This window comes from Brevibacterium renqingii (assembly GCF_017808105.1).
GTDB classification, from domain to species: Bacteria; Actinomycetota; Actinomycetes; order Actinomycetales; family Brevibacteriaceae; genus Brevibacterium; species Brevibacterium renqingii.
Genome location: NZ_JADBHF010000010.1, coordinates 22634 through 47627, shown reverse-complemented (window position 1 = coordinate 47627; position 24994 = coordinate 22634). Strand labels below are relative to the sequence as shown.

General features: G+C 66.1%; 27 protein-coding genes. 16 read left to right on the top strand and 11 right to left on the bottom strand.

Annotation, left to right across the window (positions count from 1 at the left end; all coding sequences use genetic code 11):
- Window positions 1-42: 42 nt before the first annotated feature.
- From IHE57_RS11505 to tkt, 3 genes are read right to left on the bottom strand one after another with little or no spacing between them, the layout of a single operon-like run.
- Window positions 43-1674: a phosphoglucose isomerase-related protein gene (locus IHE57_RS11505; RefSeq protein WP_209373113.1), complete on the bottom strand. Its 1632-nt coding sequence runs from the start codon at window positions 1672-1674 to the stop codon at window positions 43-45.
- A complete protein-coding gene (gene tal, locus IHE57_RS11500; protein WP_209373111.1) occupies window positions 1671-2774 on the bottom strand; it encodes a transaldolase in 1104 nt (367 codons plus the stop codon). The genes IHE57_RS11505 and tal overlap by 4 nt, the downstream gene beginning before the upstream one ends.
- Window positions 2771-4852, bottom strand: coding sequence for a transketolase (tkt, locus tag IHE57_RS11495; RefSeq protein ID WP_209373109.1), 2082 nt, complete (start codon window positions 4850-4852; stop codon window positions 2771-2773). Before tkt ends, tal begins: the two co-directional genes overlap by 4 nt.
- Window positions 4853-5078: 226 nt before the next feature.
- Here tkt and IHE57_RS11490 point away from each other — a divergent pair, with 226 nt between their 5' ends.
- Complete coding sequence (locus tag IHE57_RS11490; protein WP_209373107.1) at window positions 5079-5606, top strand: hypothetical protein; 528 nt, start codon at window positions 5079-5081, stop codon at window positions 5604-5606.
- Between the two features lie 95 nt (window positions 5607-5701).
- Complete coding sequence (locus IHE57_RS11485) at window positions 5702-6688, top strand: heme o synthase (RefSeq protein WP_209324859.1); 987 nt, start codon at window positions 5702-5704, stop codon at window positions 6686-6688.
- Between the two features lie 419 nt (window positions 6689-7107).
- On the opposite strand, the gene IHE57_RS11480 is transcribed toward IHE57_RS11485, so the two are convergent.
- The 3 genes from IHE57_RS11480 to IHE57_RS11470 are packed head-to-tail and all read right to left on the bottom strand — an operon-like array spanning window position 7108 to window position 9664.
- A complete protein-coding gene (locus IHE57_RS11480; protein ID WP_209373105.1) occupies window positions 7108-8010 on the bottom strand; it encodes a COX15/CtaA family protein in 903 nt (300 codons plus the stop codon).
- 8 nt (window positions 8011-8018) lie between these two features.
- On the bottom strand, window positions 8019-8750 hold the full coding sequence (locus IHE57_RS11475; protein WP_209373103.1) for an ABC transporter permease: 732 nt from the start codon (window positions 8748-8750) through the stop codon (window positions 8019-8021).
- The gene (locus tag IHE57_RS11470; RefSeq protein WP_209373102.1) at window positions 8747-9664 is read right to left on the bottom strand and encodes an ABC transporter ATP-binding protein; all 918 of its coding nucleotides are present in this window, start codon (window positions 9662-9664) and stop codon (window positions 8747-8749) included. Before IHE57_RS11470 ends, IHE57_RS11475 begins: the two co-directional genes overlap by 4 nt.
- A 103-nt stretch (window positions 9665-9767) precedes the next feature.
- On the opposite strand from IHE57_RS11470, the gene IHE57_RS11465 reads away from it, so the two are divergent.
- The 10 genes from IHE57_RS11465 to IHE57_RS11420 all read left to right on the top strand — a co-directional run bounded on the left by IHE57_RS11465 (window position 9768) and on the right by IHE57_RS11420 (window position 18830).
- Complete coding sequence (locus IHE57_RS11465; protein WP_209373100.1) at window positions 9768-10487, top strand: helix-turn-helix transcriptional regulator; 720 nt, start codon at window positions 9768-9770, stop codon at window positions 10485-10487.
- A complete protein-coding gene (sufB, locus tag IHE57_RS11460) occupies window positions 10484-11914 on the top strand; it encodes a Fe-S cluster assembly protein SufB (protein WP_209324864.1) in 1431 nt (476 codons plus the stop codon). The genes IHE57_RS11465 and sufB overlap by 4 nt, the downstream gene beginning before the upstream one ends.
- Before the next feature lie 43 nt (window positions 11915-11957).
- On the top strand, window positions 11958-13133 hold the full coding sequence (gene sufD / locus IHE57_RS11455; RefSeq protein ID WP_209373098.1) for a Fe-S cluster assembly protein SufD: 1176 nt from the start codon (window positions 11958-11960) through the stop codon (window positions 13131-13133).
- Window positions 13130-13453, top strand: coding sequence for a non-heme iron oxygenase ferredoxin subunit (locus IHE57_RS11450; RefSeq protein ID WP_209324866.1), 324 nt, complete (start codon window positions 13130-13132; stop codon window positions 13451-13453). Before sufD ends, IHE57_RS11450 begins: the two co-directional genes overlap by 4 nt.
- Window positions 13454-13480: 27 nt before the next feature.
- A complete protein-coding gene (gene sufC, locus IHE57_RS11445) occupies window positions 13481-14239 on the top strand; it encodes a Fe-S cluster assembly ATPase SufC (protein ID WP_209324867.1) in 759 nt (252 codons plus the stop codon).
- Complete coding sequence (locus IHE57_RS11440) at window positions 14239-15489, top strand: SufS family cysteine desulfurase (RefSeq protein WP_209373096.1); 1251 nt, start codon at window positions 14239-14241, stop codon at window positions 15487-15489. Before sufC ends, IHE57_RS11440 begins: the two co-directional genes overlap by 1 nt.
- Before the next feature lie 16 nt (window positions 15490-15505).
- Complete coding sequence (gene sufU / locus IHE57_RS11435; RefSeq protein ID WP_209324869.1) at window positions 15506-15985, top strand: Fe-S cluster assembly sulfur transfer protein SufU; 480 nt, start codon at window positions 15506-15508, stop codon at window positions 15983-15985.
- A complete protein-coding gene (locus IHE57_RS11430; protein ID WP_209324870.1) occupies window positions 15978-16313 on the top strand; it encodes a metal-sulfur cluster assembly factor in 336 nt (111 codons plus the stop codon). Before sufU ends, IHE57_RS11430 begins: the two co-directional genes overlap by 8 nt.
- A gap of 229 nt (window positions 16314-16542) precedes the next feature.
- Entirely contained in the window at window positions 16543-17235 is a 693-nt protein-coding gene (locus IHE57_RS16840; RefSeq protein ID WP_209373094.1) for a ribonuclease H family protein, read from the top strand.
- The gene (locus IHE57_RS11420; RefSeq protein ID WP_209324872.1) at window positions 17232-18830 is read left to right on the top strand and encodes an ABC-F family ATP-binding cassette domain-containing protein; all 1599 of its coding nucleotides are present in this window, start codon (window positions 17232-17234) and stop codon (window positions 18828-18830) included. Before IHE57_RS16840 ends, IHE57_RS11420 begins: the two co-directional genes overlap by 4 nt.
- 16 nt (window positions 18831-18846) lie before the next feature.
- Here IHE57_RS11420 and IHE57_RS11415 read toward each other — a convergent pair whose 3' ends face one another.
- Genes IHE57_RS11415 through IHE57_RS11405 form a run of 3 tightly spaced genes read right to left on the bottom strand, consistent with a single transcriptional unit; the run spans window position 18847 to window position 20368 of the window.
- A complete protein-coding gene (locus tag IHE57_RS11415) occupies window positions 18847-19749 on the bottom strand; it encodes an SURF1 family cytochrome oxidase biogenesis protein (RefSeq protein ID WP_209324873.1) in 903 nt (300 codons plus the stop codon).
- On the bottom strand, window positions 19746-19958 hold the full coding sequence (locus IHE57_RS11410) for a hypothetical protein (RefSeq protein WP_209324874.1): 213 nt from the start codon (window positions 19956-19958) through the stop codon (window positions 19746-19748). Before IHE57_RS11410 ends, IHE57_RS11415 begins: the two co-directional genes overlap by 4 nt.
- Window positions 19955-20368 (bottom strand): DUF3099 domain-containing protein, encoded by a 414-nt coding sequence (locus IHE57_RS11405; RefSeq protein WP_209324937.1) that lies wholly within the window; start codon window positions 20366-20368, stop codon window positions 19955-19957. The genes IHE57_RS11410 and IHE57_RS11405 overlap by 4 nt, the downstream gene beginning before the upstream one ends.
- A 129-nt stretch (window positions 20369-20497) precedes the next feature.
- On the opposite strand from IHE57_RS11405, the gene IHE57_RS11400 reads away from it, so the two are divergent.
- From IHE57_RS11400 to IHE57_RS11390, 3 genes are all read left to right on the top strand, one after another.
- Window positions 20498-21208, top strand: coding sequence for a beta-ketoacyl-ACP reductase (locus tag IHE57_RS11400; RefSeq protein WP_209324875.1), 711 nt, complete (start codon window positions 20498-20500; stop codon window positions 21206-21208).
- 140 nt (window positions 21209-21348) lie between these two features.
- Window positions 21349-22107 (top strand): enoyl-ACP reductase FabI, encoded by a 759-nt coding sequence (fabI, locus tag IHE57_RS11395; RefSeq protein ID WP_209373092.1) that lies wholly within the window; start codon window positions 21349-21351, stop codon window positions 22105-22107.
- Window positions 22108-22114: 7 nt separating this feature from the next.
- Window positions 22115-22621 (top strand): SixA phosphatase family protein, encoded by a 507-nt coding sequence (locus IHE57_RS11390; protein WP_209324877.1) that lies wholly within the window; start codon window positions 22115-22117, stop codon window positions 22619-22621.
- Between the two features lie 125 nt (window positions 22622-22746).
- On the opposite strand, the gene serB is transcribed toward IHE57_RS11390, so the two are convergent.
- Together serB and IHE57_RS11380 are read right to left on the bottom strand one after the other, a co-directional pair.
- Window positions 22747-23433, bottom strand: coding sequence for a phosphoserine phosphatase SerB (gene serB, locus IHE57_RS11385; RefSeq protein WP_209373090.1), 687 nt, complete (start codon window positions 23431-23433; stop codon window positions 22747-22749).
- Window positions 23430-24164 (bottom strand): hypothetical protein, encoded by a 735-nt coding sequence (locus IHE57_RS11380; RefSeq protein WP_209324879.1) that lies wholly within the window; start codon window positions 24162-24164, stop codon window positions 23430-23432. The genes serB and IHE57_RS11380 overlap by 4 nt, the downstream gene beginning before the upstream one ends.
- 44 nt (window positions 24165-24208) lie before the next feature.
- Here IHE57_RS11380 and IHE57_RS11375 point away from each other — a divergent pair, with 44 nt between their 5' ends.
- The gene (locus IHE57_RS11375) at window positions 24209-24994 is read left to right on the top strand and encodes an ABC transporter ATP-binding protein (protein ID WP_209324880.1); all 786 of its coding nucleotides are present in this window, start codon (window positions 24209-24211) and stop codon (window positions 24992-24994) included.

The window sequence follows — 24994 nt, the reverse complement described above, 5'->3', positions numbered from 1 at the left end:
GTCCTTCTCGTATGTGGGGTCGAGGCGCCTCGGCAGGGACAGTCAGTCGATGCCGAAATGGTGGCGGGGACTGACTGCAGCGATCGCTTCCCGCATCTGCTCGAGCCCGCGTGCGCGATCGAGCAGATGCACTCGCAGAACGGGTCGGCCCTTGGACTGCAGTGCGGCCGCGTCACCGGCAGCCTGCGCCCGCTGCAGCTGGGCGAAGCTGTAGCCGAGCCCGGGCACGAGGATGTCCGTGCGAGCTTCGCCCGTGATCTGGAGGAACACGCCGTTCGGGCGTCCCCCCTTGTGATACTGGCCGGTCGAGTGCAGATAGCGGGGCCCGAAGCCGAACGTGGTCTGGACACCCGCATGAGCGGACACCAGCGGACGCAGCCCGGCTGCATCGGCATCGGCGAGACGATCGAGATATGCCTGGACCGCGACGTACCCGTATTCGTCGACCTGCCCGAACAGCTCCTGCAGAGCGGCGACGAGATCCGTGGCCTCTCCGACGGTCTCGATGACGTCGATGGAACCTTCCCGGAAGACGGGTTCGGCCGACTGCGCCGTGACCGGCTGGTCGAGCAGCTGCCTCGCCTGCGCCTTCGCCTCTTCGACGTCCGGTTGGTCGAAGGGATTCACGCCGATGCTGTAGCCGGCGAACGCCGTCGCATGCTCCCAGAACAGGAACAGTTCGCCGAGGTCGCCCGTGACGGTGGCCTCGAAACCGGACGGGGCACCGAGCTCCGCGTCTTCATCGGCGGAGCCGAGCAGGCACAGAAGCGCATCGGCGCGCGCATCGGAGAAGCCGACGTCGGTGGGGGAGTCCACGACGACGGGGAGGATGCCCTGCTCGTCCTTGCCCAGGGATTCGGCGATGAGCTGTTCGATCCATGCCGCGAGTCCGCGCGGACTCGGATCGGCCTCGGCGAGGACGAGCTTCTCCGTCGCCCGCGCATGAGCGATGCTCAACCACGTGCCGAAGCGAAGCGCCGGATTGTCGAGGCTGTCCGCGGCGAAGAGTTCTGCCGCAGCGGCGGCGTCGGCGACGACTGCGCGGACATCGGCGCCGGCGAGACCAGCGGGGACGAGCCCGAAGGCCGACAGTGCGCTGTAGCGTCCGCCGACGGTCTCATCAGCGTGGAAGACAGCGAGGAACCCCTCATCGGCAGCCAGCCTGTCGAGTTCGGTGCCGGGATCGGTGATGGCGACCATCCGGGAGGCCGGATCGATTCCCACGGATTCGAATGCCGCGGCGAAGCTGCGACGGATCGCATCGGTTTCCACGGTCGTTCCCGACTTCGACGCGACGATGAGCACCGTGTTCGACAGATCGGTCCCGACCGCCTCGACGATCTGGTCCGGGTCCGTCGAATCGACGACTTCGAGCTGCACTCCGGCGGTCGCGGCCATCACCTCGGGTGCCAGCGAGGAACCGCCCATACCGGCGAGGCTGATGGTCCGCAGACCGCGTTCGACGAGTTCGACTCGCAGGGCTTCGATCCGGGTGAGCAGTTCCTCGGCCCGGTGCGGCAGCTCCACCCAGCCCATACGCTGGTGGGCACCTTCGGCACCGGAGAACAGTTCGGGGTCCTGCCGACTCAGGCGCGAGGCCAGACGAGAGTCGACGAGACGCGCTGCCTCGGCGTCGAACTCGGCGCTGACCGGAACTTCGAGTGAGAGTCTCATGATCGGTCCAGTGCCGTTCGGATCGTCTCCTGCAGTTCGGTCCAGCTGACGTCGAACTTCTCCAGACCCTGCTCTTCGAGCACAGTCATCACCTCCGCATAGTCGATGCCGAGTCGAGCCAGGGCGTCGAAGACCTCATCGGCGGCCCGGTAGTCCTCGGCAGTGATCTCCCGCGTGACCTCACCGTGGTCGGCGAAGGCCTGCAGGGTGGGTTCGGGCATCGTGTTCACGGTGTTCGGAGCCACGAGCTCCGAGACGTACATCGTGTCCGCGTAGTCGGGATTCTTCACCCCTGTCGAGGCCCACAGCAGACGCTGCGGGCGAGCTCCTGCGAGTTCGAGGACCTTGAACCGCTCCGAGGCGAACAGCTGGGAGTGGATCTCATGGGCGAGCACGCAGTTCGCGATCCCGGCACGCCCCTTGAGGTCGGCGGCCGCCGGGTCGTCGAGCGCATCGAGGCGCGCATCGATCTCGGTGTCGACACGGGAGACGAAGATCGAGGCCACCGACCGGATCGTCGCGAGGTCGTGACCGGCCGCTCGGGCCTTCTCCAGCCCCTGGAGGAACGCTTCGACCACGTGACGGTATCGGGTGAGGGAGAACACGAGGGTGACGTTGACGCTGATCCCGGCGGCGATGGTCTCCGCGATCGCCCGCAGTCCCGCCTCGGTGGCGGGGATCTTGATCATCGCATTCGGTTCGCCGACCCGCTCCCACAGGGCCTTCGCCGATTCCACGGTGGCTTCGGCGTCATGGGCCAGCGGGGGAGCGACCTCGATCGACACGCGCCCGTCGTCGCCGTCGGTGGCGTCGAAGACGGGACGGAAGACACGCGCGGCTTCGGCGACGTCGGCGGTGGTCAGAGCCTCGATGGCGGCGTCCACATCGGCGCCTTCGCGGCCGAGCTCAGCGACCGCGGAATCGTAGTCCGAGGCCGCGGAGATCGCATTCGCGAAGATCGTCGGATTCGTCGTCACACCGGTGACCGAGGACTCGTCGATGAGCCGGGCGAGATCCCCGGACTCGAGACGGGTCCGGGACAGGTCGTCGAGCCAGATGGAGACACCGGCGCGACTCAGCCGATTCAAACGCTCACTCATGCTTCCGCCTTCGCTGCCGTGATGGACTCTTCGGCGGCGTCGACGACGGCCGCCGGGGTGATGCCGAACTTCTCATACAGCGTCGCATAGTCCGCCGAGGCTCCGAAATGTTCGATGGACACGGCACGCCCGGCATCGCCGAGGTACCTGTGCCAGCTCATCGCCGAGGCCGCCTCGATGCTCACCCGCGCCTTGAGGGAGCGCGGCAGAACCGTGTTCCGGTATTCCTCGGGCTGAGCGTCGAACCATTCCTGGCAGGGCATGGAGATCACGCGTGCCGCGGTTCCCGACGCCTGCAGGGTGCGTGCGGCTTCGAGAGCGATGGCGACCTCGGACCCGCTGGCGATGATCGCGACTTCGGGGTGGTCGCCGGTGTCGGTGAGCACATAGCCGCCGCGGGCCGCCTCGGAGGCCGGCGCGTATTCGTCCCGGTCGAGGACGGGCACGGCCTGGCGAGTGAGGACGAGGCCGCTCGGGCCGTCCGTGCGGTCGAGGATCTTCCGCCACACGACCGCCGTCTCGTTCGCATCGGCCGGGCGGACGACGTCGAGTCCGGGGATAGCGCGCAGGGCGGAGAGGTGTTCGATCGGCTGGTGCGTCGGACCGTCCTCGCCGAGGCCGATGGAGTCGTGCGTCCAGACGAATACGTTCGGGATCTGCTGCAGGGCCGCCAGCCGGACGGCAGGACGCTGGTAGTCGCTGAAGACGAGGAACGTGCCGTTGTAGGGCCGTGTGCCTCCGTGGAGCGCGATGCCGTTGCCGATGAGTCCGGCGGAGAACTCGCGGACGCCGAAGTGGATGTTGCGACCGTACTCGTGGCCGGAGAAAGCCTCGGTCGAACGGTGCGCGGGCAGGAAGCTCGGCTCACCCTTGATCAGCGTGTTGTTCGAGCCGGCGAGATCGGCCGAACCTCCCCACAGCTCCGGCATCGTCTCCGCGATCGCGTTGAGCACCTGCCCGGAGGCCGCGCGCGTGGCGATGCCCTTCTCACTGGCGTCGAAGACCGGGAAGGCCGCATCGAGACCAGCCGGCAGCTCGCGCTTGGCCAGGCGATCGAAGAGCGCCGCGTTGTCCGGATTGGCGCTGCGCCAGGCGGCGAAGGAATCGTCCCACTTCAGGTGGGCCTCGCGGCCGCGGTCGAGGGCCTTGCGGGTGTGGGCGAGCACCTCGTCATCGACGGCGAAGCTCGCGTCCGGATCGAAGCCGAGGAGCTCCTTGGTCGCGCGGATCTCGTCGTCACCGAGTGCGGCACCGTGCGAGCCGCCGGTGTTCTGGGCGTTCGGAGCAGGCCAGGCGATGATCGTCGACAGGCGGATGAACGACGGCCGGGAATCCGCACGCGCCGCCTCGACAGCGGCGTGGAAGGCCTGGATGTCCTCGCTGTAGCCGTCTCCGGCGGTGAAGTCGACATGCTGAACGTGCCAGCCGTAGGCGGCGTAGCGGGCGGCGGTGTCCTCGCCGAAGGCGATGGCGGTGTCATCCTCGATGGAGATCCGGTTGTCGTCCCAGATCACCAGCAGGTTCGACAGCTCCTGGGTGCCGGCCAGCGATGAAGCCTCACCGGACACACCTTCCTCGAGGTCCCCATCGGAGGCGAGGACGATGACGGAGTGATCGAACGGGGAGGCCCCGGGAGCCGCCTCGGGATCGAAGAGACCGCGTTCACGGCGAGCCGCCATGGCCATGCCCACAGCTGAGGCGAGGCCGGAGCCCAACGGGCCGGTGGTGATCTCGACGCCGGCGGTGTGGCCGACTTCGGGATGGCCCGGAGTCAGGGATCCCCAGGTGCGCAGCGCCTTGAGATCATCGAGTTCGAGTCCGAATCCGGCCAGGTAGAGCTGGATGTACTGGGTGAGCGAACTGTGACCGCAGGAGAGGACGAAACGATCACGGCCGACCCAGGTCGGGTCGGCCGGGTCGTGGGTGAGTCCGTGCTGATAGAGGTAGTGGGCGATGGGAGCCAGGCTCATCGCGGTGCCCGGGTGACCGTTCCCCGTCTTCTGGACCGCATCGGCGGCGAGGAGGCGGGCGGTGTCGACTGCGCGGTTGTCGAGTTCAGTCCAGGACAGGGAATTCATGTCTTCGAGCGATCCTTCGTTCGGCTGAGAGCGTGCAATCAAACTCTACCGCGCCGGGCGCCTGATTCGCTGAGCGTCATCACAGGCTGATCAGAGCAGCTGCGGGACTTTCCGGCTACCGACGGGTAGAGTGTGGTCGCGCGCACAGTCTCGGACCGCGCAGGAGCGGGTCCTGATGCGAAGGCGACTTGCGCGAGACGACGACCGCGAGCGTGAAGGGAAAACGGTGAGCGAAGGAGCGAAACCGGTCAGCGATGCCGCTGCCGTCCGCGGCGCGGACGAGCAGCCGAAGTGGGGAGCGGCCAAGAGGCCGGACCTCGCCGAGGCGGCCGCTCTGACATTCGGCGCACGCCGATTCGTCTCCCGGATCGGTCTGGGCATCCCCTTCCTGTTCATCCTCACCACGATCGCGGTCTCCTCCTCGCTGGGGCAGCCTCTGCGCGGCGGCTGGGACACCGGCGAGCTGGTCCTCTGGGCACTGGGGACGCTGCTCCTGCTGACTCCCTTCATCGCTGCGTTCGTCGTCATGCTCACCGCCCGTCGCGGCGGATTGGTCTGGACGACGGCGCTGATCTATGCCGTGGTCACCGGTCTGCTCGGAGTCGGCGTCGACGTCACAGTCCTCGGCACAGATGCCTCGAGCGCCTCGCTGACACTCGTCTCCGCACTCATCGTGCAAGTCGTCCTCCTCGCCCCCGTCTGTGCCGCAGTGGCCTTCCTCGTCCACATCGTCCGCGAATCCGCTCGCCGTTGACTGCCGAGGGGAGACGCTCGGCGACGGCCTCATCGGCTTCGCAACATGAGCCCGCGCGACTGGCAAAAAATTCGACAGCAGGTAGAATCGGGGCCGTGAGCAAACTTCGTCAGCACCGGGAAGAGCAGAGCGAACGTCCTCTGCAGAGGGTCATCGACGAGCGGGATCTCTCCGCCCGACCGCGATCGATCATCAGCGCCTATATCGCGCTGACGAAGCCGCGCGTCATCGAGCTGCTCCTGGTCACCACCGCGCCCGTGATGTTCCTGGCCGCACACGGCATGCCGAACATCTGGCTTGTCATCAATACGCTCATCGGCGGTGCCGCCGCTGCGGCCTCGGCCTCTGTCTTCAACTGCTACGTCGATCGCGACATCGATGCGAAGATGGAGCGGACGAAGGACCGCCCTCTCGTCACGGGTGAGATCAGCCCTCGTGCCGCACTGATCTTCGCGATCGTGCTCGGCCTCGGCTCGATCTTCTGGCTCGGAGGATTCACGAACTGGGTCACGGCCGGTCTCACCGCCTGTGCGATCCTGCTCTACGCCGTCTTCTACACCCTCATCCTCAAGCGCCGCACCTCGCAGAACATCGTATGGGGCGGAGCGGCCGGCTGCATGCCGGTGCTCATCGGCTGGTCTGCTGTGACCGGGGGAGTGGCCTGGGAGCCGGTGCTGCTCTTCCTCGTCGTGTTCTTCTGGACACCCCCGCACTACTGGCCGCTGGCGATCAAGTACAAGGCCGACTACGACGCGGCCGACGTGCCCATGCTGCCTTCGAAGGTTCCGCCGACCTCCGTCGGTCGGCAGATGATCCTCTACACGTGGGCGATGATCGCCTGTTCTCTGGCGCTCATTCCCGTCGCCCCGATGGGTCCGGTCTACACGATCGTGGCCGTCGGCGCCGGAGCCTGGTTCCTGTTCTCGTGCTACTCACTGGTCTCAAGGGCCAAGAAGGGCAAGGACGGCACATCGCTGCGGGCCATGAAGGTCTTCCACGGTTCGATCACGTACCTCTCGCTGCTCTTCCTCGCCGTGGCCGTCGACCCCTTCGTCGAAACGCTCATCCCCGGCATCTGGTGACAACCCGGGGCTGCCCCTGAGCTGTCTGCGCACCTGCGTTCCCGCAGCGTGTGAATCGAGGCCGGTTCCGGTCGAACCGCACAGCGGTATCGACAGGAACCGGCCTCGACTCGTATCACCATCGCGAACCTGGGAACCTCCACTGCGGACTCAGGCTTCCCGCCGCTGATTCCGGCAGCTCGACCGCGAACTCAGACAGTTCCCCCGCGGACTCCTGAGGATCCAGGTCGTATCCCGCCGTTCCCACCGCGGGCGTCAGGGCCGGTCGAGGGCCGATGAAGTCCGTGCCGTTCGAGATCAGAAGGCCCCGACGTGTGCTCCCGGGTGCGATGAGGCAGCCCCGGTCCGTGGCATCAGGGCTGCTTCTCCGCGTGATGGAGACGTGGGTGTGATGATCAGGAGATGGACGTGACGCGAGCTCAGGCGACCGCAGTCAGGGAGCGTCCGCTCTCGGCGTCCGTGCTCCTCGGGTAGGCGCTGTCGAGGACGGCGACGCTTGCCGCGATGGTCGCGGAGAGGCCGACCATATGGAGGGCGACGAGCAGTTCGGGGACTCCGAGGAAGTACTGCACATATCCGATGAGTCCCTGCGCGATCTCCACGCCGAGGAGCACACCCAGCGGGGCGACCATCGCCGACTGGCCCTTGCGCTTCGCGATCACCAGGGAAGCGACGGTCGCGATGACGAGCAGCCAGACGGGGAAGGCGTGGGCACGGGTGATCCAGATGTTGTCGAGGCCGTTGCGGGTCGACATCGTCGAACCCGAGTGCGGGCCGGCGCCGGTGGTGAGCACGCCGAAGATGACGACGACGGCCGTCAGAGCGAGGATGATCCAGCCCAGCGCCGGCAGAGGGGCGGATGCCTTGGTCGTGAGTCTGACACCGCTGTCGTAAGTGCGGCGGACGAAGTACGTGGCGACGCCGACGGCGATCGCGGAGGGGACGAAGTGTCCGGCGACCACCCAGGGATTGAGCTTCGTCCACACGGTGATGCCGCCGACGACGGCCTGGACGGGCACGATGGCGAGCAGGCCGATGTTGAGCCAGAACAGATCGGGACGCTTCTTCCGATGCCTCCACAGCATGAGGGCGATGCCGACGCCGAGGATGGCCAGGACCACCGCGATGAGCCGGTTGCCGAACTCGATGTAGCTGTGGATGCCCATCTCACGAGTGGCCACGAGCGAATCCGGGGTGCATTTGGGCCAATCCGAGCAGCCCAGCCCGGAACCCGTGAGTCGGACGATGCCGCCGCTCAGGATGATTCCGCCCTGGGCGATGAGCATGGCCCAGGCGGCGATGCGGATCTTCTTCGTGACCACTTCACTCCTCATTCGAAACGGAACCACCTGCGCGCTGCAAGCGTTCCCACCAGCCCCCATACGAGGAGGACGATGACTGCCTTGATATCGATTCCGCCGTCTCCGATGGCGGCGCGCATGACGTCGCCGAGCGCTCCGGACGGCAGATAGCCCACGACCGTTCCCCATTCTCCCGGATGTGCGACGACGAGACCACCGACTCCGGCCATGAGAACCCAGATGAGGTTCGTCGCCGCCAGGGTCGCCTCGGCGCGGACCGTTCCGGCCATGAGCAGTCCGAGCGAGAGCAGGGACGCGGTGCCCAATACGGTGGCGAGGACGAGTCCGAGGACATCGATCGGACCGCGGAAGCCGAGCCCGAAGGCCACGGCGAAGACCAGTGCGAACTGGATGAGCACGACCATGATGACGGCCCCGAGCTTGCCGAGGATGAGCCCGTTCGTGCCCAACGGGGTCGTGGCCAGCTGCCGCAGCACCCCGTAGCGGCGGTCGAAGGCGGTGGCGATCGCCTGCCCGGTGAAGGCGCTCGAGGCCAGACTCAGGCTGAGCGCTCCCGGTACGGCGATGATCAGCGGATCGGTCGTGGAGTCGATGATGTCGAGACCCGCCAGCAGCGGAGTCTTCGCGAGGAAGACCAGCAGGCCGAGGGGGAAGACGAGGGAGAGCAGGAGCTGCTCGCCGTTGCGGAGCACGGAGACGGTCTCGAACTTCGTCTGGGAGGCGATTCGCCGCATTCTCATCGCAGCGGCCTCCCGGTCAGTTCGAAGAACACCCCGGCCAGGGACTGCGCGTGCATGTCCATGTCCGTGATCTGCAGTCCCGCCTCGGCGATCGCGGCACACACGGCCGCGATCTGGGCCGTGTTCGGTGCCTCCTCGACGACGACGGCCGATCCGCGCGCCGAGGCGGGGGCGATGTCGTTGATCCGCGAGACCAGTTCCGGCGGGGCCGGTCGGTCGAGCCTGATGTCGAGGGTGCGGGAATCCGCCGAGGCGTTGCGCAGCTCCTCGGGGGCGCCCTGGGCGATGATGCGGCCGCGGTCGATGACGACGACCTCATCGGAGAGCTCTTCGGCCTCGGCGAGGTCATGGGTGGTGAGGACGACCGCGACTCCGCGATCGGCGAGGTCGCGGACGAACGTGTGGACGACCTCCCGCGCCTGCGGGTCGAGGCCCGCGCTCGGCTCGTCGAGGAAGACCAGGCGCGGCCGGCCGATGAGTGCGGCGGCGAGGGCCACCCGCTGCTTCTGACCGCCGGAGAGCCGGCGCATGGTGCGGCCGGAGAATTCGTGGAGGCCCAGCGGTTCGGCCAGCTCTGCTATCGGCAGAGGATCCTCGTAGAGCGAGGAGAGGTGCCGCAACACCTGGAGAGGCTTCGCGCTCATCGGCAGCCCGCCGTCCTGAAGCATCACACCGGCCAGCTGTGAGGTCGTGGCATGCTCGCGGACCGGATCGTGTCCGAAGATCTCGACCGTGCCGGCGTCGGGGCGGCGCGTGCCCACAGCCAGGGAGATCGTCGTGGACTTGCCGGCTCCATTGGGCCCGAGGACGCCGAGGACGGAGCCGGAGCGCGCGGTGAGGTCGATTCCGTCGACGACGCGGTGGGCGCCGTAGGAGTACTGGAGACCGCGAATGGTCAGGGCCGAAGATGACACCCATCCATTCTACGACGCGTCGAAAGCACCGGTGGTTAGGCTCACCTAGTTTTACGAAACAAATTACGCAACAATAGTGTTGTGTTAGTCAAGGAGGTGGATTATGGCTGCAAACGACACGGAGGATCGCCGAACCCGGCAGAAGGTCTTCCAGTCGGTGCTCGACGAAGGTCCGATCACCGCTTCGTCATTGGCCAAAGCCCTCGACCTGACCCCGGCGGCGATCCGTCGTCACCTGGATGCGCTGGAGACCGAGGGCCTCATCGAGGTTCGAGAGCTCGCCGGCAAGCAGGCGGGCAGAGGACGACCGGCCAGACACTATGTGGTCACGGCGGCCGGACACGACTCGGTCAGCCATTCCTATGACGAGCTGGCCGTGAACATCCTCCGCTACATGGAGGACCGGCACGGCAAGTCAGCGGTCGAGGGATTCACCGAGGACCTCGTGGCTCGTCTGCGGGATCGACTCGGACCCGAACTCGACAAGCGCGGTGGAACCACCGTGGCATCGCGTTCCCGAGCGCTGGCGACCGCTCTGACACGGGAAGGGTACGCCGCCTCGGCGACACCTGTCGCGGCCGGGACCCCTCTCGAAGCGATGCAGCTGTGTCAGGGGCACTGTCCGATCCAGGCCGTGGCCGCGGAGTTCCCGGAGATCTGCGAAGCAGAGCTCGCGATGTTCTCCGACTACCTCCGCGTGGACGTCAGACGGCTGTCCTCGCTGGCACAGGGAGACCATGTGTGCACCACCCACATTCCGACATCGGAACTGACCAGACCACTCATCCACAGCAATGATCGACCTCAAGGAGGTTCACGATGACTGACACAGGCAATCGGATCATCGATGCGAATCCCGAGCTCAAAGACCTCGGGCAGTACGCATACGGTTGGCGTGACGAAGACGACAAGGGGCTGACCGCCGAGCGCGGCCTGAACGAGGACGTCGTCCGCAACATCTCGAAGCTCAAGGACGAACCGGAGTGGATGCTCAAGCGTCGGCTCAAGGCTCTGCGCCTCTACGACAAGAAGCCGCTGCCCAGCTGGGGCGCGGATCTGTCGACGCTGCCCTTCGACGACATCAAGTACTTCGTGCGCTCGACCGAGGGCCAGGCCCAGACATGGGAAGATCTGCCCGAGGACATCCGCAACACCTATGACCGTCTGGGCATCCCCGAGGCCGAGAAGCAGCGCCTCGTCGCCGGCGTCGCCGCCCAGTACGAGTCCGAGGTCGTCTACCACAAGATCAACGAGGAACTCGAGTCGCAGGGCGTCATCTTCCTCGACACGGATACCGGTCTGCGTGAGCACCCCGAGCTGTTCGAAGAGTACTTCGGTTCGGTCATCCCGGCCGGTGACAACAAGTTCGCTGCGCTCAACACCGCTGTGTGGTCCGGCGGATCCTTCATCTATGTGCCCAAGGGCGTTCATGTCGAGATCCCGCTGCAGGCCTACTTCCGCATCAACACGGAGAACATGGGCCAGTTCGAGCGCACGCTCATCATCGCCGACGAAGGCTCCCATGTGCACTACGTCGAGGGCTGCACCGCTCCGATCTACAACACCGACTCCCTGCACTCGGCCGTCGTCGAGATCATCGTGAAGAAGGACGCCCACGTCCGCTACACGACGATCCAGAACTGGTCGAACAACGTCTACAACCTCGTCACCCAGCGGGCCATCGCCGAGGAGGGCGCACAGATGGAGTGGGTCGATGGCAACATCGGCTCGAAGGTGACCATGAAGTACCCCGGCGTGTGGATGACCGGCGAGCACGCTCGCGGTGAGACCCTGGCCGTGGCCTTCGCGGGCGAGGGACAGCACCAGGACACCGGTGCGAAGATGGTCCACGCCGCACCGAACACGCATTCGTCGATCGTGTCGAAGTCCGTCGCCCGCAGCGGCGGCCGCGCCGGATACCGCGGTCTCGTGCACGTGCATCCGGGAGCCGAGGGCTCGTCGAACAACGTCCTCTGCGATGCTCTGCTCGTCGACAACATCTCCCGCTCGGACACATACCCCTACATCGACATCCGTGAAGACGATGTCACTCTCGGTCACGAGGCGACCGTATCGAAGGTCAGTGAGGACCAGCTGTTCTACCTCATGTCCCGCGGTATGGAGGAGACCGAGGCGATGGCGATGATCGTGCGCGGCTTCGTCGAGCCGATCGCGCGTGAGCTGCCGATGGAGTACGCGCTCGAACTCAACCGCCTCATCGAACTGCAGATGGAAGGTGCAGTGGGCTGATCCTCTCCGCCCACCACCGACCTGCCTGACAAGGAGTTTTCACGTGACAGATACCACCAACCCACTCGGAGTCTCGGAGCATTCGCACGGCGGGGACGTCCACGTTCCGCTGTCCAAGCGCGACGACCGCACCCGCAGCTTCGATCCTGCCGACTTCCCCGTTCCGACCGGACGCGAAGAGGAATGGCGCTTCTCGCCGGTGCGCAAGATCAGCGACTTCTTCGCCGATGAGGACACCGATGCACGACTGAAGATCGACTCCGATCTGCCCACAGGGCTCTCGGTCGAGGAGATCTCCCTCGAGGCCGCTCAGGAGCTCGGCATCCTCGAGCCGGAGGACCGGCCCTCGGTCGTGGCCGCCAAGCGCGCCCCCGTCGTCACCCACTACTCGGTGCCGGCGAACACGGAGCTGGAGAAGGCCGCGATCATCCATGCCGATGGTCAGGGCGACCAGATCACCCATGGCCACATCGTCGTCTCCGTCGGGGCCAACGCGAAGGCGACCATCGTCGTCGAGCATGAGGGACTGAGCCGCTATTCGGAGCTCGTCTCCCTCGTCGTCGGCGACGGCGCGGATGTCACCTTCGTGTCCCTGCAGCTGTGGGACGACGGTTCCCAGCACATGGGCCAGCACGACGCGATCGTGGGCAAGGATGCGAAGTTCAAGCACATCCACATCACCCTCGGCGGTGACATCGTGCGTCTGAACACGAATGTGCGCTATTCGGCGCCCGGCGGAGAGGCCGAACTGCTCGGTCTCTACTTCGCCGATGCCGGTCAGCACCTCGAGCACCGGACCTACATCGACCACAACTCTGCGAAGGCGACTTCGAACGTCCACTACAAGGGCGCTCTGCAGGGCAAGGACGCACGCAGCGTCTGGATCGGCGATGTGCTCATCCGTCCCGAGGCTCTGGGCATCGACACCTACGAACTCAACCGCAACCTCATCCTCACCGACGGGGCGCGGGCGGACTCGGTGCCGAACCTCGAGATCGAGACCGGCGACATCGAAGGCGCCGGGCATGCCTCCTCGACGGGACGCTTCGACGAGGAGCACCTGTTCTATCTCATGAGCCGCGGCATTCCCGAAGAGGTCGCCCGTCAGCTCGTGGTGCGCGGGTTCTTCAACGAGGTGATCCAGAAGATCCAGGTGCCCGAGATCGAGGATGTGCTCAACGAGCGCATCGAGGACGAACTGTCCCGGAGCGTTCTGTGACCATGATCGACGTGGCCGCCACCGATGAGGTGGGCCCCGGCGGAACCATGCGCATCGAAGTCGGCGAGTTCGAGATCTGCATCGCCCGCGACTCCGATGGCACGATCCATGCGATCGACGACCTGTGCACCCATGGTGAGGTGTCGCTGGCCGAAGGCGATGTCGAAGACTGCACGATCGAGTGCTGGCTGCATGGATCGCAGTTCGACCTCAACTCGGGCAAGCCGGTGAACCCGCCGGCCTTCGAGCCCGTTGCGGTCTACGACTGCAAGGAGATCGCCGGCCGCATCCTCGTCGACCCGAACACCATTCTCAACTGACCTCCCGAACGAAGAAAAAGGATGAATATGTCCACTCTCAAGATCGAAGACCTGCACGTCGGTGTCACCACCGAGACCGGCCTCAAGCCGATCCTCAACGGCATCAACCTCGAGATCAGCTCGAACGAGACCCATGCGATCATGGGCCCCAACGGCTCCGGCAAGTCGACTCTGGCCTACGCGCTGGCCGGTCACCCGAAGTACGAGGTGACCTCCGGGTCGGTCACCCTCGACGGTGAGGACGTGCTCGACATGTCCGTCGACGAGCGCGCCAAGGCCGGCCTGTTCCTGGCCATGCAGTACCCCGTCGAGGTTCCCGGCGTGACCGTGACGAACTTCCTCCGTTCGGCCAAGACCGCGATCGACGGAGAGGCACCGAAGCTGCGCAACTGGACGAAGGACCTCAAGCAGGCCATGGAGAACCTGCGCGTGGATCCCGCATTCGCCAGCCGCAATGTCAACGAAGGCTTCTCCGGCGGCGAGAAGAAGCGCCACGAGATCCTCCAGCTCGAGATGCTCAAGCCGAAGTTCGCCGTCCTCGACGAGACCGACTCCGGCCTTGACGTCGATGCCCTGCGGATCGTGTCCGAAGGCGTCAACCGCGTCAAGGGCGTCACCGATGTCGGCGTCATGCTCATCACCCACTACACCCGCATCCTCAACTACATCACGCCCGATCACGTCCACGTGATCATCAACGGCAAGGTGGCCGAGGAAGGCGGACCGGAACTGGCCGAACGTCTCGAGAACGAAGGCTACGATCGCTTCTTCGCTGCCGGCGTCTGATGTTCGCACGTCTGAGGGGCGACTTCCCGATCCTCGATGCGAGGGTCGGGCAGTCGCCGCTGTCGTATCTCGACTCCGGCGCGACTTCGCAGAAGCCGCAGTGTGTCATCGACACATTCATCGAGTACTTCCAGCAGCGCAATGCGGCCGTCCATCGGGGCGCACATTCTCTGGCAGTCGATGCCACCGAAGCCTTCGAGAACGGGCGCATCGCCGTCGCGGAGCTCGTCGGAGGCGCCCCCGAACAGGTGTGCTGGACGAAGAACGCCACGGAGGCTCTCAACATCGTCGCCATGGGCATCGATCGGGCCAGCCGGGGGTTCGGGGGACAGGCGGCCGAACGCTTCGTCCTGGGTCCCGAGGACTCGATCGTGGTCACCGAGATGGAGCATCACGCGAACCTCGTGCCCTGGCAGCAGCTGGCGGCATCCACCGGTGCGCAGCTGCGTTGGCTGCCGGTCACCGAGACCGGTGAGCTCGACCTGAGCAGCCTCGAGACCATCGTCGACGACTCGACGAAGGTGCTGGCCTTCACGCATGTGTCGAACGTGCTCGGCACCATCAATCCCGTCGAGCGGCTCGTGGCCCGAGCCCGCGAGGTCGGGGCATACGTCGTCCTCGACGCCTGCCAGTCCGTGCCGCATATGCCGGTGGACTTCACCGACCTCGACGTCGACTTCGCCGCGTTCTCCGCTCACAAAGCGCTCGGTCCCACGGGCCTGGGTGTGCTGTGGGGCCGGACCGAACTGCTCGACGCGCTGCCTCCGGTGCTCACCGGAGGGTCGATGATCACCACGGTGACCATGGAGGGAGCGCAGTTCATGCCGGCCCCGCAGCGCTTCGAAGCCGGCACGCAGCCGGTGGCCGAGGTCGCGGCCTTCGCCACCGCTATCGGCTATCTCGCCGAGGTGGGGCTCGAGCAGATCTTCGACCACGAGCGCGAGCTCGCCGGCATCCTGCTCGACGGCATCGCCGAGATCCCCGGCATCCGGGTGCTCGGAACGGCGGAGAACCGGATCGGGACCGTGGCCTTCGACGTCGACGGCGTCCATGCCCACGACGTCGGACAGTACCTCGACGGGCAGGGGGTCGCCGTGCGCGTCGGCCACCACTGCGCCCAGCCGCTGCACCGCAGATTCGGAGTCACCGCCTCGACCCGGGCGAGCACCTACCTGTACAACAACGCCGAGGACTGTCAGCGGTTCCTGACCGCACTGGCAGAGGTCCGTCCCTTCTTTCGGGTCCAGTGAGAGAGGGAGTGCAGCGATGAGCACACCGATGGAGCAGCTCTACCAACAGGTCATCCTCGACCAGTCGCGAGCACGGATCGGCAACACCGATCTGCTCCGCGACTCCGCCCAGGCACCGCACGGCAGTTCGCATCAGGTGAATCCCACCTGCGGTGATGAGATCGAACTCGAGACCGAGCTGCTCGATGACGATCATCTCGCCGTACGCTGGACAGGCGACGGCTGTTCGATCTCGATGGCCTCGGCCTCGGTGCTCTCCGAGCTGGCCGCGGAGAACTCGGTCGCTGAGATGCTGCAGATCGAATCGGCTTTCCACGAACTCATGCATTCTCGTGGGACAATGGAGGCGGATGAGGGCATTCTCGGGGACGCCGCGGCGTTCACGGGGGTGTCGAAGTTCCCGGCCAGGATCAAATGCGCTCTCCTGTCCTGGATGGCGTTCAAGGACGCACTCAACCAAGCACAAGCAGCTCGTGAGGAGAAACACCATGCCTGAAGTCATAGACGCACCGCAGAATGCGAGCGTCGACGAAGTGCGCGAAGCGATGATGGACGTCGTCGATCCCGAGCTCGGTGTCAACATCGTCGATCTCGGTCTCGTCTACGGAATCTCGGTCGAGGACGACGGCACCGCCGTGATCGAGATGACGCTGACCTCGGCGGCCTGCCCGCTGACTGACGTCATCGAGGACCAGACGGCACAGTCCCTCGAGGGGATCGTGCCCGCCTACCGCATCAACTGGGTCTGGATGCCGCCATGGGGCCCGGAGAAGATCACCGAGGACGGCCGCGAACAGATGCGGGCGCTCGGCTTCAACATCTGAGCAGTCCGCTGCGAGAGTCGCAAGCGAGACGTCCCACCAGGGCCAACACCGACACCGTCGCCGAGGCGGGGCACCCGATCCGGGTCCCCGCCTCGGCGTGCGTCGTGCGACCGTGAGCAGTCGGCCAGATCGTGTCCCGGACGGTCGGGGTCGCAGACATCACCGCCCCGGAGCGGCGGTCAGGGCGATGGACGTGAAAGAATGGAATCCGACTTTCCAAGGAGAACCATTGACGATCATCGCTGCCGCGGACGGCTCCGCGCTCGGAAACCCGGGCCCGGCCGGGTGGGCCTGGTACATCGACGAGGGCTGCTGGCACGCCGGCGGCTGGAAGAACGCGACGAACAACCGCGGCGAGCTCATGGCCGTTCTCGACCTGCTGCAGTCGACCGCGGACAGCGGTGAGGACCTCAAGGTCTTCTGCGACTCGCAGTACGTGATCAACGCCCTGACCAAATGGATGCCCGGCTGGAAGCGGAAGGGCTGGAAGAAGGCCGACGGGAAAGAGGTGCTCAATCGGGACCTTCTCGAACTCCTAGACTCCGCGCTCACAGGCCGCGAGGTCGAATTCGAGTGGGTCAAGGGGCACAGCAACCACGCGATGAACGAGGCGGCCGACGAACGTGCCAGGGCCGCAGCCACGGCTTATCAGAAGGGCACGGAGGTCCCCGAAGGTCCCGGATATGTCCCCGCGGGGGCACCGACGTCACGGTCGGCGCCCGCCACGGACACGATGTCCACGGAGGACCCAGCGCCGGTGTCGACAACGGCATCCGCCCCGGCGGGGGAGACCACGACCGTCATCTCCTGTCGCGTATCCGCAGCCGTCGCAGACGAACTCGTCGCACGGGCGAAGGCCCGCGGCATCCACCCCCAAGAATTCCTGGCCGAACTCATCGGCCGCAGTTTGGAGACAGAATGATTCAGGCCTCCGGCCTCGAAGTCGCCGTCGGCGCCCGCACCCTCATGTCCGAGGTGTCCTTCCGCGTGGACAAGGGAGACCGTGTCGGTCTCGTCGGCCGCAACGGTGCAGGCAAGACCACCCTGACCAAGGTCATCATGGGCAGACATCCGTCCGCCGCCGGCTCCGTTTCGGTCTCCGGAACCGTCGGCTACCTGCCGCAGGACCCCCGCAGCGGAGACCTCGAGGCCACCGGACTCGAACGCATCCTTTCGGCCCGCGAACTCGACGTGCTCGTCAAACGCCTGCGCAAGGCCGAACGGCAGATGGCCTCGCCGGATGAGAAGGTGGCGACGAAGGCCATCGACCGCTACCCGCGCATCGAAGCAGAGTTCATCGCCGCCGGCGGCTACGCGGCCGAATCCGAGGCCTTCGCGATCGCGGCGAACCTCGGTCTCGACGAAGCGCTGATCAACCAGGAGATCGGAACGCTCTCAGGAGGTCAGCGACGCCGAGTCGAACTCGCCCGGATCCTGTTCTCGGCTCCGGACACAATGATCCTCGATGAGCCGACGAACCACCTCGACGCCGAGTCCGTGCTGTGGCTGCGCGACCACCTCAAGACCTATTCGGGAGGGCTGGTCATCATCAGCCACGACCTCGACCTCATCGACGAGGTGGTCAACAAGGTATTCTTCCTCGACGCCACGAGGCAGACCATCGACATCTACTCGATGGGCTACCGGCTCTATCTCAAACAGCGTGAGGACGATGAGAGGCGCCGCCGTCGGGAGCGGGCGAACGCGGAGAAGAAGGCCGCGGCACTCAATGCCCAGGCCGACAAGATGATGGCGAAGGCGACGAAGACCGTTGCCGCCCAGCAGATGGCCAAACGCGCCGAACGGCTGCTGGCCGGCCTCGAGGACGAACGCACCACCGAGAAGGTCGCGAACCTCAGATTCCCTGCCCCCGCTGACTGCGGGCGCGTTCCGCTGACAGCCGAGGGACTGTCCCGCAGCTTCGGATCGACCGAGGTGTTCACCGGCGTCGATCTCGCCGTCGACAAGGGCACGCGTGTCGTCGTGCTCGGCTACAACGGTGCCGGAAAGACGACGCTGCTGCGTCTTCTGGCAGACCTCGACGAACCGGATTCGGGGAAGGTCGTGCCCGGTCACGGGCTCAAGCTCGGCTACTATGCGCAGGAGCACGAGACCCTCGACCTCGAGCGCACGGTGCTGGAGAACATGACCCGCAGCTCCCCGCATCTCGACGACACCGCAGTGCGCAATGTGCTCGGTTCGTTCCTCTTCAGCGGCGACGATGTGCACAAACCCGCTGGAGTGCTCTCCGGCGGAGAGAAGACGCGTCTGGCGCTGGCCACTCTTGTGGTCTCGAGCGCAAATGTGCTGCTGCTCGACGAGCCGACGAACAACCTCGATCCTGCCTCTCGTGAGGAGATCCTCTCAGCGATCCGCCGCTACGAGGGCGCGATCGTGCTCGTCACCCACGACGAGGGGGCTGTGTCCGCCCTCGACCCGGATCGGGTGCTGCTTCTGCCCGACGGAGATGAGGATCTGTGGAACGACAGCTACCTCGATCTGGTCACCCTGGCCTGAGACGCGGCGGGCCGGCTCATTTCGACCGGAAGCGCTCCTCGAGCATGGCGTCCTCCTCGGCCTCGGCCTGCCCGTGGACACCGGGGGAGCTGAAGCGGTTTCGACCGTAGCGGCTGCCCGGCTGACTGACTTTCGCCCCGGCGTCGAGCGCAGCTTTGTCGATGACGACGAATTCGTTGTCGCTGCCTCCGCGCGCGCCCGCCTCGGCGGCGGCCTTGCGTTCCCGGCGGGCCGAGATCGTGACGGCGATGATGATCATGATCCCGAAGGCGAACCACTGGAGCATATAGGACAGATGGTTGCCCGGATCGAGATCCGGCATCGGCAAGGCGGTCAGCCCCTCCTCCGCGGGGCCGTCGCCCGATTCGGCCGAGGTCTCCGCATACACGTGGGAATAGGAGTCCTCCATGCCGGGGATGCGGGCCGGGTCGATGGCCTTGATCATTCCCCGGGGATTGTCATCCTCGGAACCGTCCTGGGCCGGTCGCAGGTGTGCGATCACGGTCTGCTCCCCGCGGGGAGCCGGGGGAACCGAGTCCTCTTCGGCAGTGAAGCCCCTGACCACGGCGATCGTCGACCCATCCTTCAGCTCGAAGGGGGTCACCACGTAGAATCCCGGTCTGTCGTTCACGGTGCGGTTGCGGGCGAGCACCGTGTCCGCATCGGAGAACTGCCCGGTCAGCGACACCTGCGTCCACTCATCGGTGGTGGCGAGGGTGGAATCGGTGCTCGAGAGCACCGTGTCGATGGCGACGGGGTCGGCTGAGTAGTTCGCGGTGATCGTGTCGATCTCCTGCTCCCGCTGTTCCCTGCGGTCCTTCTGCCACAGGGCGAGGAACACGCAGGCGATGACGACGACGATCGCCATGGCGATGTACTTGAGCCAGCGTGCGCTGAGGAGGAAGGAATAGCGACTCAACCGGCGTCCTCCGGAATGTCGTCGATGGATACGTCACCGATGTAGAAATCGCGGAGGGTCAGGAAGCTGCTCAGATGCTCGAGATGTTCATCGCAGGCCAGCCAGGTCTTCTTGCGTTCAGGAGTGTGCAGGCGGGGGTTGTTCCACAGGATCGCCCGGGTCGCGGGCGCCCGGCATCCCTTGGCCGAACACTGAAGCTCCTCGCTCACGTGCCTTCACCCCTGTTCCTGTCGTCGTCTTCCGTGCCGCCGTCATCCTTCGTGCCGTCGTCGGTCTCCGTCGCATCGACGGCTTCTCCGGAGATCGTGTCCCCTTGGACAGTCTCGCCGCGGGCCGGCGGCAGCTCCGCCAGCGGAGCCTCGTCGATCAGCGCAGTCTGGTCGTCGCGCGTGCGTTCACGACCGGCATTGGCGAAGATCACGGCCGGATAGGGCAGCACCACGGCTCCGGCGACGCAGATCCACATGAGCACATGCAGATCGGCCCTGAAAGTGACATAGGCGGCGACGAAGCAGACCGTCCTGATGCCCATGGTGATCGAATACTTGATGATCCGAGACCTCATATCATCATCAAGGGCGGTGTCTGCCGTTGTGATCTGCTGCGAGTGCCTGACCATATCCTTCTTCGATCGATGACTGCCAAACATGATACTCGTCCTTTGTGAGAGTCATATCCATTGACCGGGGGACAGGATAGGTTTGTCCACGATAGATTTGCACACACAGTCGATCAACAGGAGTCATCAGTGTCAGAACCACGCACCGTCCTCGTCACCGGCGGCAACCGCGGCATCGGCCGCACCATCGCCGAGGAGTTCCTCGCGCAGGGAGACAGGGTGGCCGTCACCTCCCGCAACGGGCAGGCCCCTGAGGGCGCTCTGGCCGTCGCCGCCGATGTCACCGACACCGAATCCATCGATCGGGCCTTCTCCGAGATCGAGGAGAAGCTCGGACCCGTCGAGGTGGTCGTGGCCAACGCCGGCATCACCGCCGACAATCTGCTCATGCGGATGAACGACGACGAATTCGAATCCGTGGTCGACACGAACCTCACGGGAGCGTTCCGGACCGTCAAACGTGCCATCACCGGAATGATCCGTGCCAAGCGGGGCCGCATCGTCCTCATCTCCTCGGTGTCGGGGCTCTACGGCGTGCCGGGACAGGCGAACTACTCGGCGTCGAAGGCCGGTCTCGTCGGCCTCGCCCGCTCGATCACGCGGGAGCTCGGTTCCCGCGGGATCACCGCCAATGTCGTGGCCCCGGGCTTCATCCGCACCGATATGACCGACGAGCTCAGCGAGAAGCAGCGCTCGGAGTACCTTTCCACGATCCCGGCCAAGCGCTTCGCCGAGGCCGAGGAGGTCGCCAAGGTCGTCCGCTGGGTGGCCTCCGACGAAGCCGCATACATCTCCGGCGCCGTCCTCCCCGTCGACGGCGGCCTGGGCATGGGCCACTGAGGCCGGACCCACCAGTCCGATCGGCACCGGCCGAAATCTCCTGCGATGCGGCCGAGGCTGTCCATTGCCCGTAGACTTCACCCCAGAGACGCCGCCTTCCGCGGCGCCGACAGATCACCATCCCTGAAGAAAGGACCACCATGGGAATCCTCGACGGAAAGCGCATTCTCGTCACCGGCGTGCTCACAGAGGCATCGATCGCCTTCGCCGCCGCCCGCATCGCACAGGAGCAGGGAGCCGAGGTCATCCTCTCGAGCTTCGGCCGTCAGATGAAGATCACTCAGGTGATCGCCGAGCGTTTGCCGCAGACTCCGAAGGTCATCGAGCTCGACGCCACGAACGAAGAGGATCTCGCGGCCCTGCACGAACGCCTCGAGGGCAATATCGACGGCATCGTCCACGCGATCGCCTTCGCCCCGAAGGACGCTCTCGGCGGCGTCTTCCTCGACACCCCGTGGGAGTCGGTCTCCGGCGCGATCCACGTCTCCGCCTACTCGCTCAAGGCGATCGCCGTGGCCGCCAAGCCCGTGCTCAACAAGGGCGCCGGAATCGTCGGCCTGACCTTCGATGCGACGATCTCCTGGCCCGTCTACGACTGGATGGGTGTGGCCAAGGCCGCCTTCGAGTCCACCGCCCGCTACCTCGCCAAGTATGTCGGCGAAGACGGTGTGCGCGTCAACCTCGTCTCGGCCGGTCCGCTCAAGACGACCGCAGCCACCTCGATCCCCGGCTTCGGCACCCTCGAGGACATGTGGGGCGACCGGGCGCCGCTGGGCTGGGACCAGACGGACACCACTCCCGCCGGCAAGGCGATCGTCGCCCTGCTCTCGGACTGGTTCCCCGCCACCACCGGCGAAATGGTCCACGTCGACGGCGGCTTCCACTCCACCGGAGCCTGAGACTCCCATGCCTGTGCTCATCCTCGCCCGCCACGCCAAGGCGGAGGCGGAAGGTCCCACCGACTTCGAACGGTCCTTGGATTCCAAAGGTCTGGCCCAGGCCGTCGAAGCCGGCGCCGAGATCGCCGAACGGTGGCCGCCCGATGTCGCCATCGCATCGGCGGCCCGCCGGACGGTCCAGACCGGGCAGGCCGTCGTCGAAGCGGTCAACCGGGCCCACGGCGGGTCCCTCGACGATCCGGGCAGCCTCGCGCTGCGCGAGGACGCCTCGCTCTACGCCGGAGCGATCGACGACTGGCTGGATGCGATCAATTCGATCCCGGCGGACTCGCAGTGTGCCTATATCGTCGGCCACCAGCCGGCCGTCTCCGAGGTGATCGGCCATCTCAATCCGGCCGGCGGGGTTCCGGCCGCGTTCCGTCCCTCCTCGATCGCGGTCTTCGACCTCGAGAGCTGGGACCTGGAGCCCGGGGAGTATCCGGCACCGCAGATCCGGGTCTTCCACGGAGTCTGAGCTGCGCACTCCCGCGAGGTGTGCTGCCCGATGAGTGAGGCCCTCCGAACCGAACGGTTCGGAGGGCCTCAGTCGTCTCCGGTCGCTTCCGAGGGCCGCGGTCGTCTCCGATGCGGTTCACGGAATCATGCGCCGGCCGTGGACCGGGCGTCTTCGCGGACGGCGATGAGGTCGAGCACCTTGCGCAGATCCCGGGTGGTCACCGAGGCATCGGCGGCTTCGACGAGGGCGGGTTTCGCGCAGAATGCGACCCCGAGCCCGGCCGCGCGGATCATGCCGATGTCATTGGCTCCGTCGCCAACGGCCACGGTCGCCTCCCGCGCATAGCCGCCCGCGGTCACGAGGTCCGCGAAGATCTCCGCCTTCGCGCTCGGGTCGATGACCCGTCCGGCCGTGCGCCCGGTGAGAGTCCCGTTCTCGACCTCGAGATGATTGGCGAAGACGTCGGTGATGCCCAGCCGTGCGGCCACGGGAGCGATGATCGGGGCGAAGCCTCCGGAGACGAGCGCCACCTGCCCTCCGCCTGTCTGCACCGCAGCGACGAGCTCGGCTGCCCCCGGGGTGAGGGTGATCTGCGATCGCACATCGTCGAGCACGGTCTCCGGCAGCCCCGCCAGCAGCGCCACCCGTTCGGCCAGGGACGCTGCGAAGTCGAGCTGACCGGCCATCGCGCGCTCGGTGATGGCGGCGACCTGGTCTCCGAGGCCGGCGTGGGCGGCGATGAGGTCGATGACCTCCTCATTGATGAACGTCGAGTCGACGTCCATGACAAGCAGCTGGACGGGAATCTGGGCGGTCGAAGTCTCATTCACCCCTTCATCGTAGCCACTGCCATGATGTAGTCCGCGGCGGCGGGGTGCAGCTGAGACAGCAGGGCGCCGAACTGCGGCGGGGAGACGGTCGCCGGGGCGAGCACGGTGCGCATCCGGTGGTGGATGTCGAGTGCGGCGTAGATCGCTCGGGAATCGGCCTCGGTGGGGATGAGGCGAGAGATCGGATGTGACGTCGACAGCTCCTCCTGCCAATCCCGCCACGGTCCTTGCCGCCATTCCTCCGGCACCTCGAGGGATTCGATGAGACCGAGTCCCTCCATCACGAGCAGCCGCAGCCGGCGCAGGGCCTCGGCGGAGGTGCCCACGGTGACCGGACGGTAGAGAGTCGGCCGGCAGGCGATGATCTCGACGTTCGCCTCGGCGCCGATGAGCGCGACTGCAGCCTGCTCGGATCCGCGATGGAGGACGACCGGGGCGCTGTGCCGACCGACTTTCGTGCGCGCGGCCCGGTCGACCGGGGGAGTGGTGTGCGGCAGTGAGGGGTGGTGCAGCGCGAGGCGGGCGTGGGTGATCCCGGCAGCGGCCGCGGCGGCTGCGAACATCAGCAGGCCGGTCGGAGAGGCGGTGGCGAACACCTCGTCGGAGACGATGAGAGGAACATCACGGTCGTCGTCGAGGAACGCGGCACTGACCTCGTCAGGGGCGAGGGTCGAGCGCAGGCGGTGGTTGATCGCCAGGGTCAGCAGAAGTGAGTCGGTCGTCTGGTCCATGTCGAACCAGAATAGACCGCCCGCCTGCGATAGAGTCTGAGGATATGAGTGATGTCCTGACTTTGGATTCCGTGTCCGTGCGCCGGGGGGCCGATTTCCTCCTCGAAGATTTCTCGCTGACCGTCGCCGAGGGCGAGCACTGGGCGGTGCTCGGACCCAATGGTGCGGGCAAGACCACCCTGCTCGAGCTCGCCGCCGGACGCATGCACCCGACGACGGGCACGGTCGGCATTCTCGAAGAGCGTCTGGGGCGTGTCGATGTGTTCGAACTGCGTCCGCGCATCGGCTACGCATCGACTGCGCTGGCCAGCCGCATTCCGAACTCCGAGGCGGTGCTGGACACCGTGCTCACCGCCGCCTACGGAGTCACAGGACGGTGGGTCGAGGAGTACGAGCAGGACGACATCGACCGTGCGCACGACCTGCTGTCCGCGTTCAACATCACACATCTTGCCGAGCGCACCTTCGGCACTCTGTCCGAGGGCGAACGCAAACGAGTCCAGATCGCCCGCGCGCTCATGACCGACCCGGAGCTGCTGCTGCTCGACGAGCCGGCCTCGGGCCTCGACCTCGGCGGCCGTGAGGAGCTGCTGGGCGCTCTGTCGGAGATCCTGTCCTCGAAATGGGCACCGGCGACCATCATGGTCACCCACCACGTCGAAGAGATCCCGGCGGGGATCACACATGTGCTTCTGCTCTCGGAGGGCACGGATCTGGCTGCCGGTCCGATCGAGGAGACGCTCACCGCGGACAATCTCGCCGCAACCTTCGGCGTCGACGTCAAGCTCACCCGCGACGGTCAGCGCTACCACGCTCGTTCCGCGCGCTGA